Origin of the sequence: Halorubrum alkaliphilum (assembly GCF_017873815.1) — an archaeon.
In the GTDB taxonomy this organism is placed as follows: domain Archaea; phylum Halobacteriota; class Halobacteria; order Halobacteriales; family Haloferacaceae; genus Halorubrum; species Halorubrum alkaliphilum.
The window spans coordinates 1-14,085 of the sequence record NZ_JAGGKQ010000019.1; the positions used below are offsets into that span (position 1 = coordinate 1).

At 58.4% G+C, this 14,085-nt stretch carries 10 protein-coding genes and 3 pseudogenes; 5 read left to right on the forward strand and 8 right to left on the reverse strand.

The features are described from left to right. Positions 1-53: 53 nt before the first annotated feature. The gene (locus J2751_RS11340; protein ID WP_209486129.1) at positions 54-641 is read right to left on the reverse strand and encodes a hypothetical protein; all 588 of its coding nucleotides are present in this window, start codon (positions 639-641) and stop codon (positions 54-56) included. A gap of 458 nt (positions 642-1,099) precedes the next feature. On the opposite strand from J2751_RS11340, the pseudogene J2751_RS11345 reads away from it, so the two are divergent. Further along, positions 1,100-4,456, forward strand: a pseudogene (locus J2751_RS11345) (Eco57I restriction-modification methylase domain-containing protein); the annotation flags it as partial. 180 nt (positions 4,457-4,636) lie between these two features. On the opposite strand, the gene J2751_RS11350 reads toward J2751_RS11345, so the two are convergent. After that, positions 4,637-5,860: an IS701-like element ISHti12 family transposase gene (locus J2751_RS11350; protein WP_209486133.1), complete on the reverse strand. Its 1,224-nt coding sequence runs from the start codon at positions 5,858-5,860 to the stop codon at positions 4,637-4,639. Positions 5,861-5,932: 72 nt separating this feature from the next. Here J2751_RS11350 and J2751_RS15550 point away from each other — a divergent pair. Together J2751_RS15550 and J2751_RS11360 are read left to right on the forward strand one after the other, a co-directional pair. Further along, positions 5,933-6,529, forward strand: a pseudogene (locus J2751_RS15550) (Eco57I restriction-modification methylase domain-containing protein); the annotation flags it as partial. A gap of 2 nt (positions 6,530-6,531) precedes the next feature. Further along, positions 6,532-7,212 carry a hypothetical protein gene (locus tag J2751_RS11360; RefSeq protein ID WP_209486135.1) on the forward strand — a complete coding sequence of 227 codons (681 nt, stop codon included), beginning with the start codon at positions 6,532-6,534 and terminating at the stop codon, positions 7,210-7,212. Positions 7,213-7,667: 455 nt separating this feature from the next. On the opposite strand, the gene J2751_RS11365 is transcribed toward J2751_RS11360, so the two are convergent. After that, positions 7,668-7,835 carry a hypothetical protein gene (locus tag J2751_RS11365; RefSeq protein WP_209486137.1) on the reverse strand — a complete coding sequence of 56 codons (168 nt, stop codon included), beginning with the start codon at positions 7,833-7,835 and terminating at the stop codon, positions 7,668-7,670. Positions 7,836-7,942: 107 nt separating this feature from the next. Beyond that, a complete protein-coding gene (locus tag J2751_RS11370) occupies positions 7,943-8,218 on the reverse strand; it encodes a DUF7718 family protein (protein WP_209486139.1) in 276 nt (91 codons plus the stop codon). Positions 8,219-8,282: 64 nt separating this feature from the next. On the opposite strand from J2751_RS11370, the pseudogene J2751_RS15925 reads away from it, so the two are divergent. Continuing rightward, positions 8,283-8,444: pseudogene (locus tag J2751_RS15925) on the forward strand (restriction endonuclease); the annotation flags it as partial. Between the two features lie 65 nt (positions 8,445-8,509). Next, complete coding sequence (locus J2751_RS11380) at positions 8,510-10,009, forward strand: carboxypeptidase M32 (RefSeq protein ID WP_209486140.1); 1,500 nt, start codon at positions 8,510-8,512, stop codon at positions 10,007-10,009. Positions 10,010-10,062: 53 nt separating this feature from the next. Here the strand turns inward: J2751_RS11380 and J2751_RS11385 are convergent, their stop codons facing one another. From J2751_RS11385 to deoC, 4 genes are all read right to left on the reverse strand, one after another. Further along, positions 10,063-10,263 carry a hypothetical protein gene (locus J2751_RS11385; protein ID WP_209486141.1) on the reverse strand — a complete coding sequence of 67 codons (201 nt, stop codon included), beginning with the start codon at positions 10,261-10,263 and terminating at the stop codon, positions 10,063-10,065. Positions 10,264-10,330: 67 nt separating this feature from the next. Continuing rightward, complete coding sequence (locus J2751_RS11390; RefSeq protein WP_209486142.1) at positions 10,331-10,651, reverse strand: BolA/IbaG family iron-sulfur metabolism protein; 321 nt, start codon at positions 10,649-10,651, stop codon at positions 10,331-10,333. Between the two features lie 87 nt (positions 10,652-10,738). Further along, entirely contained in the window at positions 10,739-13,198 is a 2,460-nt protein-coding gene (locus J2751_RS11395) for an amino acid permease (protein WP_209486143.1), read from the reverse strand. 237 nt (positions 13,199-13,435) lie between these two features. Beyond that, on the reverse strand, positions 13,436-14,074 hold the full coding sequence (deoC, locus tag J2751_RS11400; RefSeq protein ID WP_209486144.1) for a deoxyribose-phosphate aldolase: 639 nt from the start codon (positions 14,072-14,074) through the stop codon (positions 13,436-13,438). Positions 14,075-14,085 lie beyond the last annotated feature (11 nt).

Consider the following 14,085-nt stretch of genomic DNA (forward strand, 5'->3'; position numbering starts at 1 on the left):
CCATACGAAGAACTTCGTCGAGTCGTCAGCAATAATGAGGTTATCTCACGGGCTCACGCTGTGCCGGCTGTCGAGACCTCGGGGTAAACACGTACCTCAGACGCAAACACGGCCACTATATAATCGAACTCCGGGCCCGGATCCGCCGTAAGTAGATTGCCGCCACACCCGACTGATATGTTTGACTCATCGAGATCGGCGAATCTCATAGTAAATGCCTCACGGGGAATTGCATTATACGCTAGTTCAAAATCAGATTGTACAGCAGATAACCGTTCTCCCCCCTCAAACGTATTTACCAGATATCGATCCGCGTCATGTGAATTTATGATGATCTCTGAATTCGCTGCCCACACGGAGTCCCGTTCGTCATGTATCAGTATCTCAAATCCATTACGGGGGTCTTCTCGTTCAGCTGATGGGAGTTGCTCTGCGATCGAATCCAAATACGTTTCGGGGTCGAACGCTCCGACTCTCACTCTGGCCGATTGTCCGATATCCTCCTCGAATGGGTGGTGGTTCAACAGGTACTCCATCTGAGTTGGATCCTCAACATACGGTTCATCAAATCGCTCATATACCTCCTGATACAATTCGTCTTCCTCCGATAGTGAGTCGAATACCTTCCAGAGTTCACTCACTATCGCGACTGCACTATCAGTTGCTGAGGTTCGCTCACCTGGGTCAAAAATTCGGGTACGCCATGGTTGTTCATATTCTTGCGTGAACCCATCCGTTGGTTCGGATGCGGATTCCGTCTCATCCGATCCCGTATCGGAACTATCGGCCCCACTCCCAGTTTCATCGCCACCGTCGCCAAGACAACCAGCAACCACAGCTGTACCTGTAGTCACTAACCCGGAAATGAATCTACGCCGGACTGTCATATATCCAACAGCCGTCGGTCTTGCCAATAAATCTGTCGTTTTCCGATTTTGTACCGTCTACGGCTCGCGCCCTGTATTCAGCACGGTCGCAAAAATACAGGTCCGGATGAAAGTTCCAACAGAGCAGCCAGGTTCACAGTAGCAATGCCCCGACGATCTGTCTGCCGGTCCGTCATCTATTTGTGGCAGGTAACATGTGGAATTAGTATCACATGAGCCAAGCCACACTCGGCAGTGGCCCCTATCGGAACTCCAGTCTCTTCTCGGGATACTATCTCGACGAACGCGTCGCTGACCTGGACGACTGGGAATCTGATGACGAGGCAGAAGCGGCATTCGAAGCTCTCCGTGAACTCTGGGAACTGGAAGGAGAGTACGTCGCCTCGCACGGCGAAGACGAACTGATCGACCAGTGGATCGGTGAAGTGCTCGACATCCTCGGGTTCGACACGATCTCCGAAGGAACGCTTCCCGGAGGCGGCGGATACGTCGATCGGCTCCTCTACGAATCTCGCGAGGCCCGATACACGGCTGCTGACCGAAAACAGAACGACGACCGAGAGGGGATGTTCTCGGGGGCGTCCGCCCTGCTCGAAGCCAAACAGTGGGGTCACGACTTCGAGGCGCGGTTCAGCGACGAACGACCTTATCGTGACGCCTCACACCAGGTAAAGTACTACCTCGAACGGACACCATCCGACCTCAAGTGGGGGATTCTCACGGACGGACGGAAGTGGCGGCTCTACGGAACGAAGGATTACGAGACGCAGACGTACTACGAGGTCGACCTGCCGGAACTGCTCGAATCCGGCGACCTCCAGCAGTTCAAATACTTCTACTGTTTCTTTCGACCCGAGGCGTTCACCGAGGTCGCCGGCACCTCGTTCCTCGAAACCGTGTGGACGGAGTCGGAGACCGCCGCGCAGGAGCTCGGCGAGGACCTCCAGGACAACGTCTTCACCGCGCTTCGGGTGCTCGGCAAGGGCTTCGTCGAGAGCAACGACTTGGCGATCGATCCGGAAGACGAGTCAGCGCGGGCCGAACTGAAAGAGCAGTCGCTCGTGCTGTTGTACCGGTTGATGTTCGTCCTCTACGCGGAGTCGCGCGGGCTGATCGACCCGGAAGAGCCCAGCGCGAACGCGGAGTACCACGAGAACTTCAGCCTCGAAGAAGTTCGCAGCGACATCATCGAGCGGGTCGAAGGCGGCGACATCGAATCGGGGGCGGCCTTCCGCGAGGAGTACAGCGAGTTCTCCACGACGATCTGGAACCGGCTCTCGCGGCTGTTCGAGCTGATCGACGACGGGGAGGAGGCGCTCGACATCCCGCCGTACAACGGGGGACTGTTCGACCACGACGACCACGAGTTCCTCGCCGAGAACGCGGTGTCGGATGCCGCGATCGCGGAGGTGATCTTCCGGCTGTCGACGACAAAAAACGACGAGGGCGAACACGTGCCCGCGGACTACGCCGACCTCGACACGCGGCACCTCGGCTCCATTTATGAGGGGCTCTTGGAACACGAGTTTCGGATCGCGCCGGAGGCGGGTATGGCCGCGGTCGCGGCCGAGGGCGGGCAGGTGTGGAAGCCCGCGGACGAGGTGTCGGTCGCGGACGCGGTCGAGACGGTCGATGGTGGCGGGCTCTACGTCGTCAACGACGAGGGCGAGCGGAAGGCCACGGGGGCGTACTACACGCCGGACTACGTGGTCACCTACATCGTCGAGGAGACCGTCGACCCGCTGATCGACGAGATCCACGCGGACCTCGAAGCGGACGGGCTCGCCCGGAGTGACACCGAGTACTTCCGGCGGTTCTACGACCGGGTGACAGATCTCACGGTGCTCGACCCCGCGATGGGTTCCGGGCACTTCCTCACGAAGGCCACCGGGTACCTCACCGAGCAGGTGATGAGCGTGGTTCGCGAGCAGGAGATCCAGTCGTACGACGAACAGGAGTTCCGTCGGGATATCTCGAAGGAGGTCATCTACGGCGTCGACATCAACGGGATGGCGGTCGAACTCGCGAAGCTCTCGATGTGGCTCGAAACGCTCGCGGCGGACCAGCCGCTCGCCTTCCTCGATCACCACTTAAAATCGGGCAACTCGCTTGTCGGCAGCGACATCACCGAAGTCCTCTCCGAGGACAACGGCGACGACGGCGGACAGTTGACGCTGACGCAGGCGTTCGCCAGAGTCCGGCAGGACACGCTCGAACACGTGATGGAGTTGATGGCGGATCTGCTCGCGTACGACAACGAGACGCTGGAAGACGTCAAATCGATGGAGGAGCTGTACGACGAGATCCGCGAGGACCCCCTTTATAAGCGGCTGTTCGAACTGGCGAACGTCCACACCGCCGAGGAGTTCGGCGTCGACGTGCCCGAGGACGCCTACGAGCAGATGGCGAGCGCGATCGAGGACGAACGTGATTGGGAAGCGATCCGTGAGGAGCCGTGGTTTAAAAGTGCGCAGACGACGGCCGCCGAGCAGAACTTCTTCCACTGGGAACTGGAGTTTCCCGAGGTGTTCTTCGATTCGGAGGGTGAGAAGATGGGTGAGGCGGGGTTTGATATTGTTATTGGAAATCCGCCATACGTTACTCACGGTGGTAAACAAGACACTACTGATAAGTCAAAATTGTTATATTATGATGCTGTTTATGAATCTTCAGAGTATAAACCCAACACATTCGCACTATTTTACGAATTAATACAAGATGTTTGTAAATTGGGTGGCAGGATATCATATATTACGCCAAGGACCCTCCTCGATAATCAATATATGAAAAACATTCGGGAGATATTAGTTACCAATTCAGAGATACAATGTATTATTGAATCCGACTATTCCATATTTAAAAATGTTGAAACAGGTCGAAACGTCATTGGAATATTTAAAAAAGTGAATGATGTGAGATCCGACCACTCACTGAGAGTTGGCACGATTTCTGAGCCCATGGATCTAGCCAGTAGCGGTACCCAAAATATAAAACAAGATTATTTTTTGAATACGCCCGAATACAAATTTACTGTCAAAAATAACTTAGAGCTTGAATTATATGATAAGTTGAAAACATGCGGAAAACCACTTGGTAACTTTGTAACAGTAAATAATGGAGTTAATACCGGGAACGCAGCAGACGTTCTGATATCTAACGAGCCTACTAAAGAGACCCATCGTCGGTTTATTGAGGGAAAAGACATCAATAAATATACCATAACGTGGCGGAACCTTTGGATCAACTATGACCCCTCACTAAAACAGAGGCTGGATCCAGATGATTTAAACACACGCCAAAATAAAGTCGACTTTGCTCTAAGATCTCCAGAATTATTTGAAGATAATAAGATCCTACTAAGACAAACGGCAGATAAACCTGTTGGAGCATTTGACGACGAGGGTTATATTTCTAGACACTCAACTCATATCCTTCGATTAAAAGAAGATGTATCTATTCCATTATTGGTCATACTCCCAATTTTTAATTCGTCGTTATTACAGTTCGCTTACCAAATACTTGTACCCGAGAAAGGAAGAACTTTTGCCGAAGTGAAAGCAACAAACGTACGGAAACTTCCATTTATAATTCCGGAACAGAGTCAAAAATCCAACAAACCTACTAACGTTACCGAAGAAGTTCTCAACTCCGACAAATCAGGAAGAGAATTAGCTGAAGAGATCTCAACTAACGGCAACACACGAGCAGCGTTAACACAGTCCTCACAAGCGATTACTGAACTCAAAAACTCAGCTTTGAACGTTAGCGTCGGCTGTTGAGTGAACGAAAAGGTGGTCGATCTCTTGCATAAGGTCATCGACGCCACGATCATCGTTGTCTCGAACCCACGAGAGCAGGTTGTAAACGGCTTCTTTCAGGGAATGTTCGAGGTTCGCTCGAAGCGATGACGCTTTCGAGCGAACCGTCCCCAAGGCGCTCGAATCGGGATCAAGACGAACGAGACTGTAGGCAGCCATCAGAAGGTGCCAGTGCCGACTGGCACCTTCGTCAGTCTGCATCTCGCAGTCTCCTAGGCCGAGATCCTGCTTCGAGTCCTCGAAGAACGTCTCGATGCGCCATCGCATTCCGTAGGAGCGGATCACGTGTTCGGTCGGTGCGTCGATCTTGTTCGTGGCGAGGTATTTGACCGGGTTCTCTTCGTCTTCATCGGTTTCTTTCTCGGCGATGACCAGCTTCACGTCTCCCAGTTGGGAGACGGGAAGCTTCTTCGTCCAGATGTGGTAGGTCTCGTCCTCAACGTTACGCTCGACGGTGTCGATGCGCTCTGCCAGCGCATCGACGCTGATCTCTTCGCCGGCGTAGGTTACCTGTCGGTTGCTCCGAAGCGGGCCGATCCAGTCGTTGCCGTAGGATTCGATGTGTTCGACGAGGGCAGAATCGTGAGCGAACCACGAGTCGAAGAGGTAGGTGTCCGCTGGGACACCTACCTCGTCTTCGAGTTCGGTGACGATCTCACGGGCGAGATCGTACTTGGTGTCGTGGTTTTGGTCATCTTCGTCCTGTTTTTCGTAGAGGCGGAAAGTGAGTGGGTAGGCAGTTTTGTCGTCAGCGTAGAAGGCGTAGATGAGGTCTTGGCCCCAGACAGTGTCACCTTCGGCGTGATCATAGAAGTGTCCGACGCCGGGGACTTCGTCCCCGGCTTTCTCGGTGATCGTGTCGTCGAGGATGATGTAACCATCCTTCGACCAACGTGTTTCACCGTGTTTTTGGAGTTCTTCGAGGCGTTCGTGGTTAAATTGCTGTTCGTCCCAGTCGTACTCGGTGAGGAACTTGTTGAGAGCGCGTTTGTCTCCAGCTGGAAGGACTTCGCGTGCGATGCCTGCCACGGTCTTGTTGCTGGCCGCAACAAGACCTGTGGCGTAGGTTTTCGCGTGCTGACGTTGTGCGGGTGACAGCGACTCGAACTCGTCGAATACACGCGTGCACGACAAGAAGTCCGTAATCGGCATCATCCGTGTTCGCTACCGCCTACGTCACGATCCTACTTCAACGTTCAAAGCTGAGTCAAAAATAAAAAAGCACATCTTAATCTGTCTCTTTCTGACCATCTTGGCCAGTACAACACTCAGTTGGCCATTCCTAAACTTGGTCTAATACAGCCGAGCGAACACTCACCAGATTCAGTACTCCAAGAGACATCTGATGAGAAACCGAACCTCCGAGTCGGCACCGCCCGCGTCGAACGCGAGTCTCCGAACACAGTCCTCATAGAGACAACTGCCCGCTACAAGCCCAACGACGAAGACGCCCACGAAACCGACCGGTGGGGCTACACGGAGACGGCGTACCTGCCGGCGTTCCGGATCACGGATCTCACAGAGACGGAGGCGGACCTGATCGAGCACTTCGTGCCGGTCGCCGTCGACGAGGCGGGCGGCTTCGCGAACTTCCGCGAAACGGCGACGAAGACGAACTCGCTCATCGATCGCTTAAAAGCGATCGAGTTGCCCGACGTCGACGACGTGGCCGACGATCTGGAGAACTACTTAAATACGAAGGAGCGCGCCGAGGAGCTCGACGCAAAGATCGAGCAGACGGACCAGCTCATCGACGAGATCGTGTATGAGTTGTACGGGCTCACTGATGAGGAGATCGAGATCGTCGAGGAGGCGGTGAGCTGACGATGGCGAGCCGTGATCCGGCCGAATTGCGAGCGGAACTCCAAGATGTGGAGTTCGATGGCGATCCGGAGCAGCTCGCCGAGCTGCGTTCGGAGGCTCGTGAAACGGTCGACGCACAGCGGGAGACGCTCAACGACATCGATACGAAGGCAAGTAAGATACTTCGGCTCAACGTCGCAGTGATCGGTGTTCTCATCTCCGTACTGTCCATCGCGGTACAGGTCAGTCCCGATTCAGAGACGGGACTCGGGAACGTCGAACCGTTCGCAAACGTGTATACGGAGATCGGACTCGGCGCGCTGGTCCTGTCGACCGCCTTCGCAGCGATGACGTACACCGCATCAGAACTCGATGTCGGAGTGAGTTCGGAGAATCTCACGACGCTCCTCAAAGCAGACTTCACGCGAGAGGAAACCGAAGAACTTCTCGTACAGAACTACATCATGCGGATCAACTTCAACCGGAGTACAAACTTCCGGAATATCCCGCTAATTCAGTTGACGATCGTTCTACTCGTCTCGGCGATCGTCTCGTTCGTGCTAGGGCTCTATTACGGTGTCTCGGGATCCGTCCCGATCTGGCTCTGGCTTCCCTCGATCGTACTGCTTGGAGGAGTCATCTGGGTGTCCGGGCTGATCACACAAGTCGGTCGAGCGATCGACGACCTGCGAGAGTGGCGCTGACCGAACTATTATACACCTGACCGTGTAATTTGTGAATATGAGCGCAGAAAGTGAAGAGCAATCTGATCAAGAAAAAGCGCGTGAGAGTCTCCTCAGCGGTGGTGAGCGGGTATCGAAAGGCCGACAACGTGGCGATGACGATAGTGATGATAGCTGAATCGACTGAGTGTCAGTTATTCTAGTAGACTTTTGATTCTTCGTTTGAGATAACGACGAACTCGCTGGTCGACCGGCTGAAGGCGATCGAGTTGCCCGACGTCGACGACGTGGCCGACGACTGAGAGAACTACTCAAAATAGTCGTCGACCGCGAACGAGCGAAGCGAGTTCGCGCCTTTTGGTCGAGATTTTTCCGTGAGCGGTCGCGAGCGCAGCGAGCGAGCCGACTCGGAAAACGGTCGGAGTGAGGCGGTGGGCGAGTAGTCGGGGACGGCGAACAACCGCGACGGTCACCCGTTACTCGTCGAAGGTGCGATCGTCGAGCGGGTCGGGCATCGGGAGTTCGTCGACGTCGGCTTCGATCTCGGCTACAGTGTGGTCAGTTTCCTCCACGAGATGCTCACTCACGCGCTCGCCGAGGTCGGCGACGGCGTCCTCGAACGCTGCGAGTTCGGAATCGCTCATCGGCTCGTCCCGTGGGTCGGGTCCTGATTCAGATCGTGCCATTTCTCGAACCTCCGGAGCAGCACTTCTGCGTGCTGCTCGATGTACGCGACACAGTAGCGCGGCGCTCATGTTAAGTCCACGGGTGGGAAATCGTCTTTCACCCGGGTCTTCGTACCCTCACGGTACACGTCCATATGTAGTCCCTCCTCGGTGATGTCGTGTCCCATCGGGTTCTCCGAGTCGTGATCGAACCGGACGACCTGTTGCCAAGATCCGTCGACACGACGTTCCAGCTGAACGACGAACCGGGTAGGAGTCCCACCTACCGTGTCGATCTCGACACGAACCCGAGCGTGTGGGTGTTCGACCCATTCGAAGTACTGTACGTTTCCGTTCCCCATCGTCTACGTCGCTCGAAGATCCAGAGGAGTAAGGACGTTACCGTTTCAGCATTCCGTCGCCGTCAACGTAGCCGACGGCCTAGAGAGCTACTTAAAAACGACGGAGCGTACTGAGCAGATGGACGAGAAGATCGAGTTGATGGACCCGCTCATCGACGAAATCGTGTACGAATTGTACGGGGTCACTGATGAGGAGGTCGAGATCGTTGGGAAGGCGGTCGGTGAGTACACACGGATCCACACCGCTGACGGATCATGGGACCTATTGTGTTGGTGTTTGATAACACTGGCATGGTAACGACGGACGCCGACACGCCGGACGCCTACGAACAGCTACTCGAACGGAACCGACGCCTGACGAACCTGAACTACGCCTCGATGTACCTCAACTGGGACCAGCAGGTGACGATGCCCGAGGGCGGGGCACCGGGGCGGGCGCAGCAGCTATCGGCACTGTCGGCGACGACCCACGAACTGCTCGTCGACGACGACGTCGCCGCATGGCTCGACGCGCTCGCGGACGCCGACCTGACCGACGAACAGGCCGCAAACGTCCGCGAGATCCGGAACCGGTACGAGCGCGAGGCACCGGTCCCCGCGCACCTCACCGAGGAACTATCCCAAACCGCTGCCGAGAACCAGCAGATATGGCAGGCGGCCAAGGCTGATGACGACTTCGAGTCGTTCGCCCCCCGGCTGGAGACGATGCGAGACCTCCAGCGGCAGAAGGCCGAGCATATCGACCCCGAAAAGAGCCCGTACACGGTGTTGTACGAGGGGAGCCACCAGTACGTCCCCATCGAGACGATGGAGGGCATCTTCGAGACGCTTCGGTCGGAGATCCCGCCACTCGTCGCGGAGATCCGCGAGTCGGGACGTGACCTCGCCGACCCGTGGGAGGGTCCGTATCCCGACGCGAACCAGGAGGCGCTCTCACAGGCCGCACTCGACTTCCTTGGGTACGATCGGGACCGGGGGCGGATGGACACCGCTCCGCATCCGTTCATGGCCGGGAACCAGTTCGACGCCCGCGTCACCACGCGGTTCAAGGAGAGCGACCCGATGGACGCGCTGACTGCTACCATCCACGAGCTCGGCCACGCCACCTATCAGCTCGGACTCCGACAAGACGAGTACGGGACGCCATTGGGTGCGGCACGGATGAGCATCCACGAGTCCCAATCGCGCTTCTGGGAGAACCATATCGGTCGGACGAAACCGTTCTGGGAGGCGTTCCTGCCGGTGTTCAAAGACCACATCGACGGCCACGGCGACCTCACGGTACAAGAGGCCTACGAGGCGGCAAACCGCATCTATCCGAACAATCGCATCCGCGTCGAAGCGGACGAACTCACGTATCACATGCACATCATTCTCCGGAGCGAGATCGGTCGAGGCGTCGTCGAAGGAGATATCGGGGTCGAGGAGATCCCGCAGGTCTGGAACGACAAGATGGACGAGTATCTCGGCGTCCGCCCAGAAACCGACAGCGAGGGCTGTCTACAGGACATCCACTGGACCGGCGGATTCGCAGCCTTCCACGGGTACACGCTCGGCAGCGTCGTCGCCGCACAGTTGAACGACGCGATCCGCGACGATCTCGATGTCGACGGACTCGTTCGGGAACGGAACTTCGAGCCCATCCACAAGTGGATGACCGAGAACGTCCATCGCCACGGACAGCGGTACACGACACCTGACCTCATCGAGGAGGCAACCGGGCAAGAGCTCTCCGCCGAACCGTTCGTCGACTACGCCCGCGAGAAGTTCGAAAATCTGTACGAACTGTAGGGTTTCGTGGTCGTCGGGCCCGTAGTGGCCGCCACCGTGGAAGCCTCTCGACTTCAGTCCCGGTTTGCGGCCCACGCGGCGAGAGCGACGAGTCCACCGTTGAGTACGAGGAACCCGACGACAACGAGACCGAACGCCGGATCGATTCGGCTCGCTCGACGGTACACCACGACGAGAGCCACGCCGACCACGAGGGTAACGACTGGGCACGAGGCGTACCGGAGCCGTTCGAACACCGATGACGGGAACGCCATGTCGAAGTTGCCGGGGGCGACGAGTGAAAATTCTCCGGACGAACGGATCAAAATGATTGCTCGGCGTCTACTCTTCCACCGGAAGGAGTCCGGCCTCGCGGAGGTCGCTGTTGAGGCTCCCGTCGCCGTGTTCGGCGTACGCCGCCGGCGCGTACGTCTTGATCTCCAGTGCGTGGACCGACTGGGTCATGTGGTCGCCGACCGCGTCGTACACGAGCTGGTGTTGATCGACCAGCGACTCGCCCTCGAAGACGGGTGAGACGGCCACGACCGCGAAGTGAGCGTCCTCGTCCTCGTCGTTGTGGATCCGGGGGGCAGTTACCCGCGCGACCGTGTTCGGAATCTCTGACTCGATCAGCGACTCGACCGTGTGGGTGTCGATGGTCATACCGCGCATGGGTCGCGGACGGGCAAAAACGAACCGGGAGCGCATCGACCGAACCGGAGCGGATTCGTCGGGGCTCCGTCGTGCGTGTTAGTCGCCCGACGGTGTGGGGTCGCCCGCCTCGTCACCACGGTCCGGTTCGTCCGTGTCATCCACGACCCCCATCTCGTCTTCATCCGCCGCCTCGTTCGTGACCGGGTCCTCTTCACGGTTCGCCGCGGATCCGCGTCCGACGATCCGCTCCCAAAGCGACCGGGTGTCGGGACGCTCACACAGGAGCACCGAGGAGTCGACCTCGTTGACGACGTCGTAGACGAGCGAGCCGCTGACCAGCCGAGAGAGTAGGCCGCGCTCGGTCGCGCCCATGATGACCATGCTCGACTCGCGGGACCGTTTGGCGATCGCGTTCTCGACGTCGCCCTCGACATCGACGGTGAGCGTCGCGTCACCGAGTTCTTGTTCCTGGGCCCACTTGCCGAGGAACTCCGTCCCGGCGGCACGATTGTCCGGACCATCGACGACGTACAGGAGCTCTACCTCGGAACCACGGCTATCACGGAGGGTCCGAGCGACCTCCGCGGAGAGGTCGGAGTCGGACCCACCCGCGGTCGGCACGAGGAGGTGCTCGGGATCGAACCCGCGGTCCTTCAACACGAGGAAGTCACACGGAAGCTCACGAGTGAGTTCGTCGAGACCGCGTGAGACGGTCCCGGACGACCAGAACGGCTGGTTCGCCCATCCCATCACAACCAGGTCCGCGTCCCCGGTTTCTGCCGAATCGAAGATCTCCTCGAACGACTGGTGGGAGATGACAGTCCGGGTCTCGACGTCGACCCCGAACGTCTCGGCGCTTTCACGAGCGGAGTCAAGTAAGCGCTGTGACTCTGCGTCGATCCGTTCGACGTGCTCTGCGCCCGCGTACAACGGAGTTTGGTCGGGGACGCTGACGATGTGGACCGCCTCGACGACCCCGTCGTTCGCCTTCGCCATGATCGAGGCCAGCTCGATCAGTTCGCTTTCGGTTCGCGGGTTCGCGAGCGGGACCATCACCCGGTAGCTCGTCTGGTCGGGCTGGACCGACTCCGCGGCCGAGACTGCGGAGTCGGGCATGTCGTCGGCCCGGTCGAGAACGTACTGGCCGAGGTATCCTTGATGAGTCGTTTCTCGCCGGGCGTACAGGAAGTACCAGAGCATCGCGGCGATGACAAACGCCGCCGACAGTCCGATTTCGATGGGGCTCATGAACGCGATCAGCCCGAGTGATAACACCATTCCGGCGATCGGCGTGATGGGATACAACGGAACCCGGAACTCCGGATCGTACTCGGGGACGTCGGCCTCACGGAACACGATCAGCGCCGCGTTCATCAGGGCGTACACGATCAGGTGCAACACCGATGCCGCCTGCGCGAGGACCTCGACGCTCTGACCGAGCAGAACGATGAACACGACTATCATCGCACCGGTGAGGAAGATGGACCGGTACGGCGTCGAGAAGCGCGGATGGATCTCGTTGAGCCAGTTGGTGACGATCTTATCACGACCCATCGCGAAGTTGATCCGGGCCGACGAGAGGATCGATGCGTTCGCCGAGGAGGCGGTCGCGAGCAGCGCGCCGAGCGTCATCACCGTTGCTGCCGCGGCCGCGAAGCCGCTTATGCCGAACAGTTGGTCCGGGAAGGCGAGCTCCGCCGCCTGTGCGACGGGCGCGTCCGTGTCGAGGACGTCCCACGGAACGATCCCGAGCATGATCGTTACGAGGACGCCGTAAATGACGGTCACGATGGCGACGGATCCGATGATCGCGATCGGAAGGTTCCGACCGGGGTTCTCGAGCTCCTCCGCGACAGTCGCGATCTTCGCGTATCCCAGGAAGGAGACGAACACGAGCGCCGTCGCGGGGAGGATCGCGCCGTATCCCTCTTCGGTTGGTGCCCAGCCGTCGGTGGTTAGGGTTCCGTAGTCGAACGAGAACCATCCGGCAAGCGCAAACACACCGAGAATAACGAGCAACAGCGTGACGATAACCGTCTGAATACCTCCGGTCTCCTTCGCTCCGATGTAATTAACGCCGATGAACACGATCCCGGCGAACAGCGCACCGATCTGGATCTGTGTAATCGTGAATACGCCGAGATCGAACGAGGGGATCAACGCGAGCGTCCCGAGTACTGGCAGAACGAACGTGGTGTCGCCGAGCAGCGTCACGAGATACTGGCCGAAGCCGATGGAGTAGAACGCGGACGCGAACGCTAACCCGAGCCAGTCGCCGAGACCCGCAATCGAACCGAACATCGGGCCGAGCGCGCGGTTGACGTAGTAGTACCCACCACCCGCCTTCGGCATCGCTGTTCCGAGTTCGGAGACCGATAGTGCGTTCACCATCGCCACCCCGCCCCCGATGAGAAACGAGACGACGACGACCGGTCCAGCCTCGTTCGCGGCCACTCCTGGGAGAACGAAGATACCCGCCCCGATCATCGTCCCGATACCGATTGTCATCGCGGAGATCAACCCGAGGCTTTTAGCGAGCTCCTCGTCGTCGCTCACGGGTAGCCACCCCTGCCGGTGTTGCGATCGGTCTCGGTTGACATGGGCGTGTGTCTCTACGGGTCTTATTTAACGTCACCGACCTGCCTGTCGTGTTCTGCGTACCTTCCTGATCGATACGATATATAATCGAATTATAATCGATCGAGTGTCCAATTCTACCGTACAGCGGGCGGAACGCCGCTGTCGGCTCACTAGTCATCGGTGCGTCGACGCGTCCTGTGAGTCGTCGGACTGTCACTCCGGCGCGCCGTCGACGATGGCGACCCCGGACGACGCGCCGATCCGCTCCGCGCCCGCCTCGAACATGGCGAGTGCCTCCTCGTAGGATCCGACTCCGCCGGACGCCTTGACGGGCAAGTACTCACTCATCAGTTCGACGTCGGGGATCGTCGCCCCGCCGTCCGCGAACCCCGTTGAAGTCTTCACCATGTCGGCGTCGGCGTCGACCGCAGCCTCACAGGCACGGTGTTTCTCGGCGTCAGTCAACAGCGCGGTCTCGATGATGACTTTCACCGGGATCGGGACCGCGGCGACGACCTCGCTGATCTCGGCTGCGACCGCGTCGTCCTCGCCCGCCTTCAGCCGGCCGACGTTGATCACGAGGTCGAGCTCGTCGGCCCCGGCGTCCCACGCGTCGACCGCCTCCTCGCGTTTCGTCGCCATCGAGGACTGGCCGTGCGGGAACCCGACGACCGTTGCGACCGTGTCGGGGGCGTCGTCGAACGCGGCCGCTTCCGAGACGTAACACGGCGGGATACAGGCGTTCATTCCGTGATCAGCCGCCTCTTCGAGGACGGTTTCCACGTCGCTCCACGTCGTCGTCGGGCCGAGAACGGTGTGGTCGATGCGTGCGGCGACCTGATCGCGATCCATGTTCGAGGACT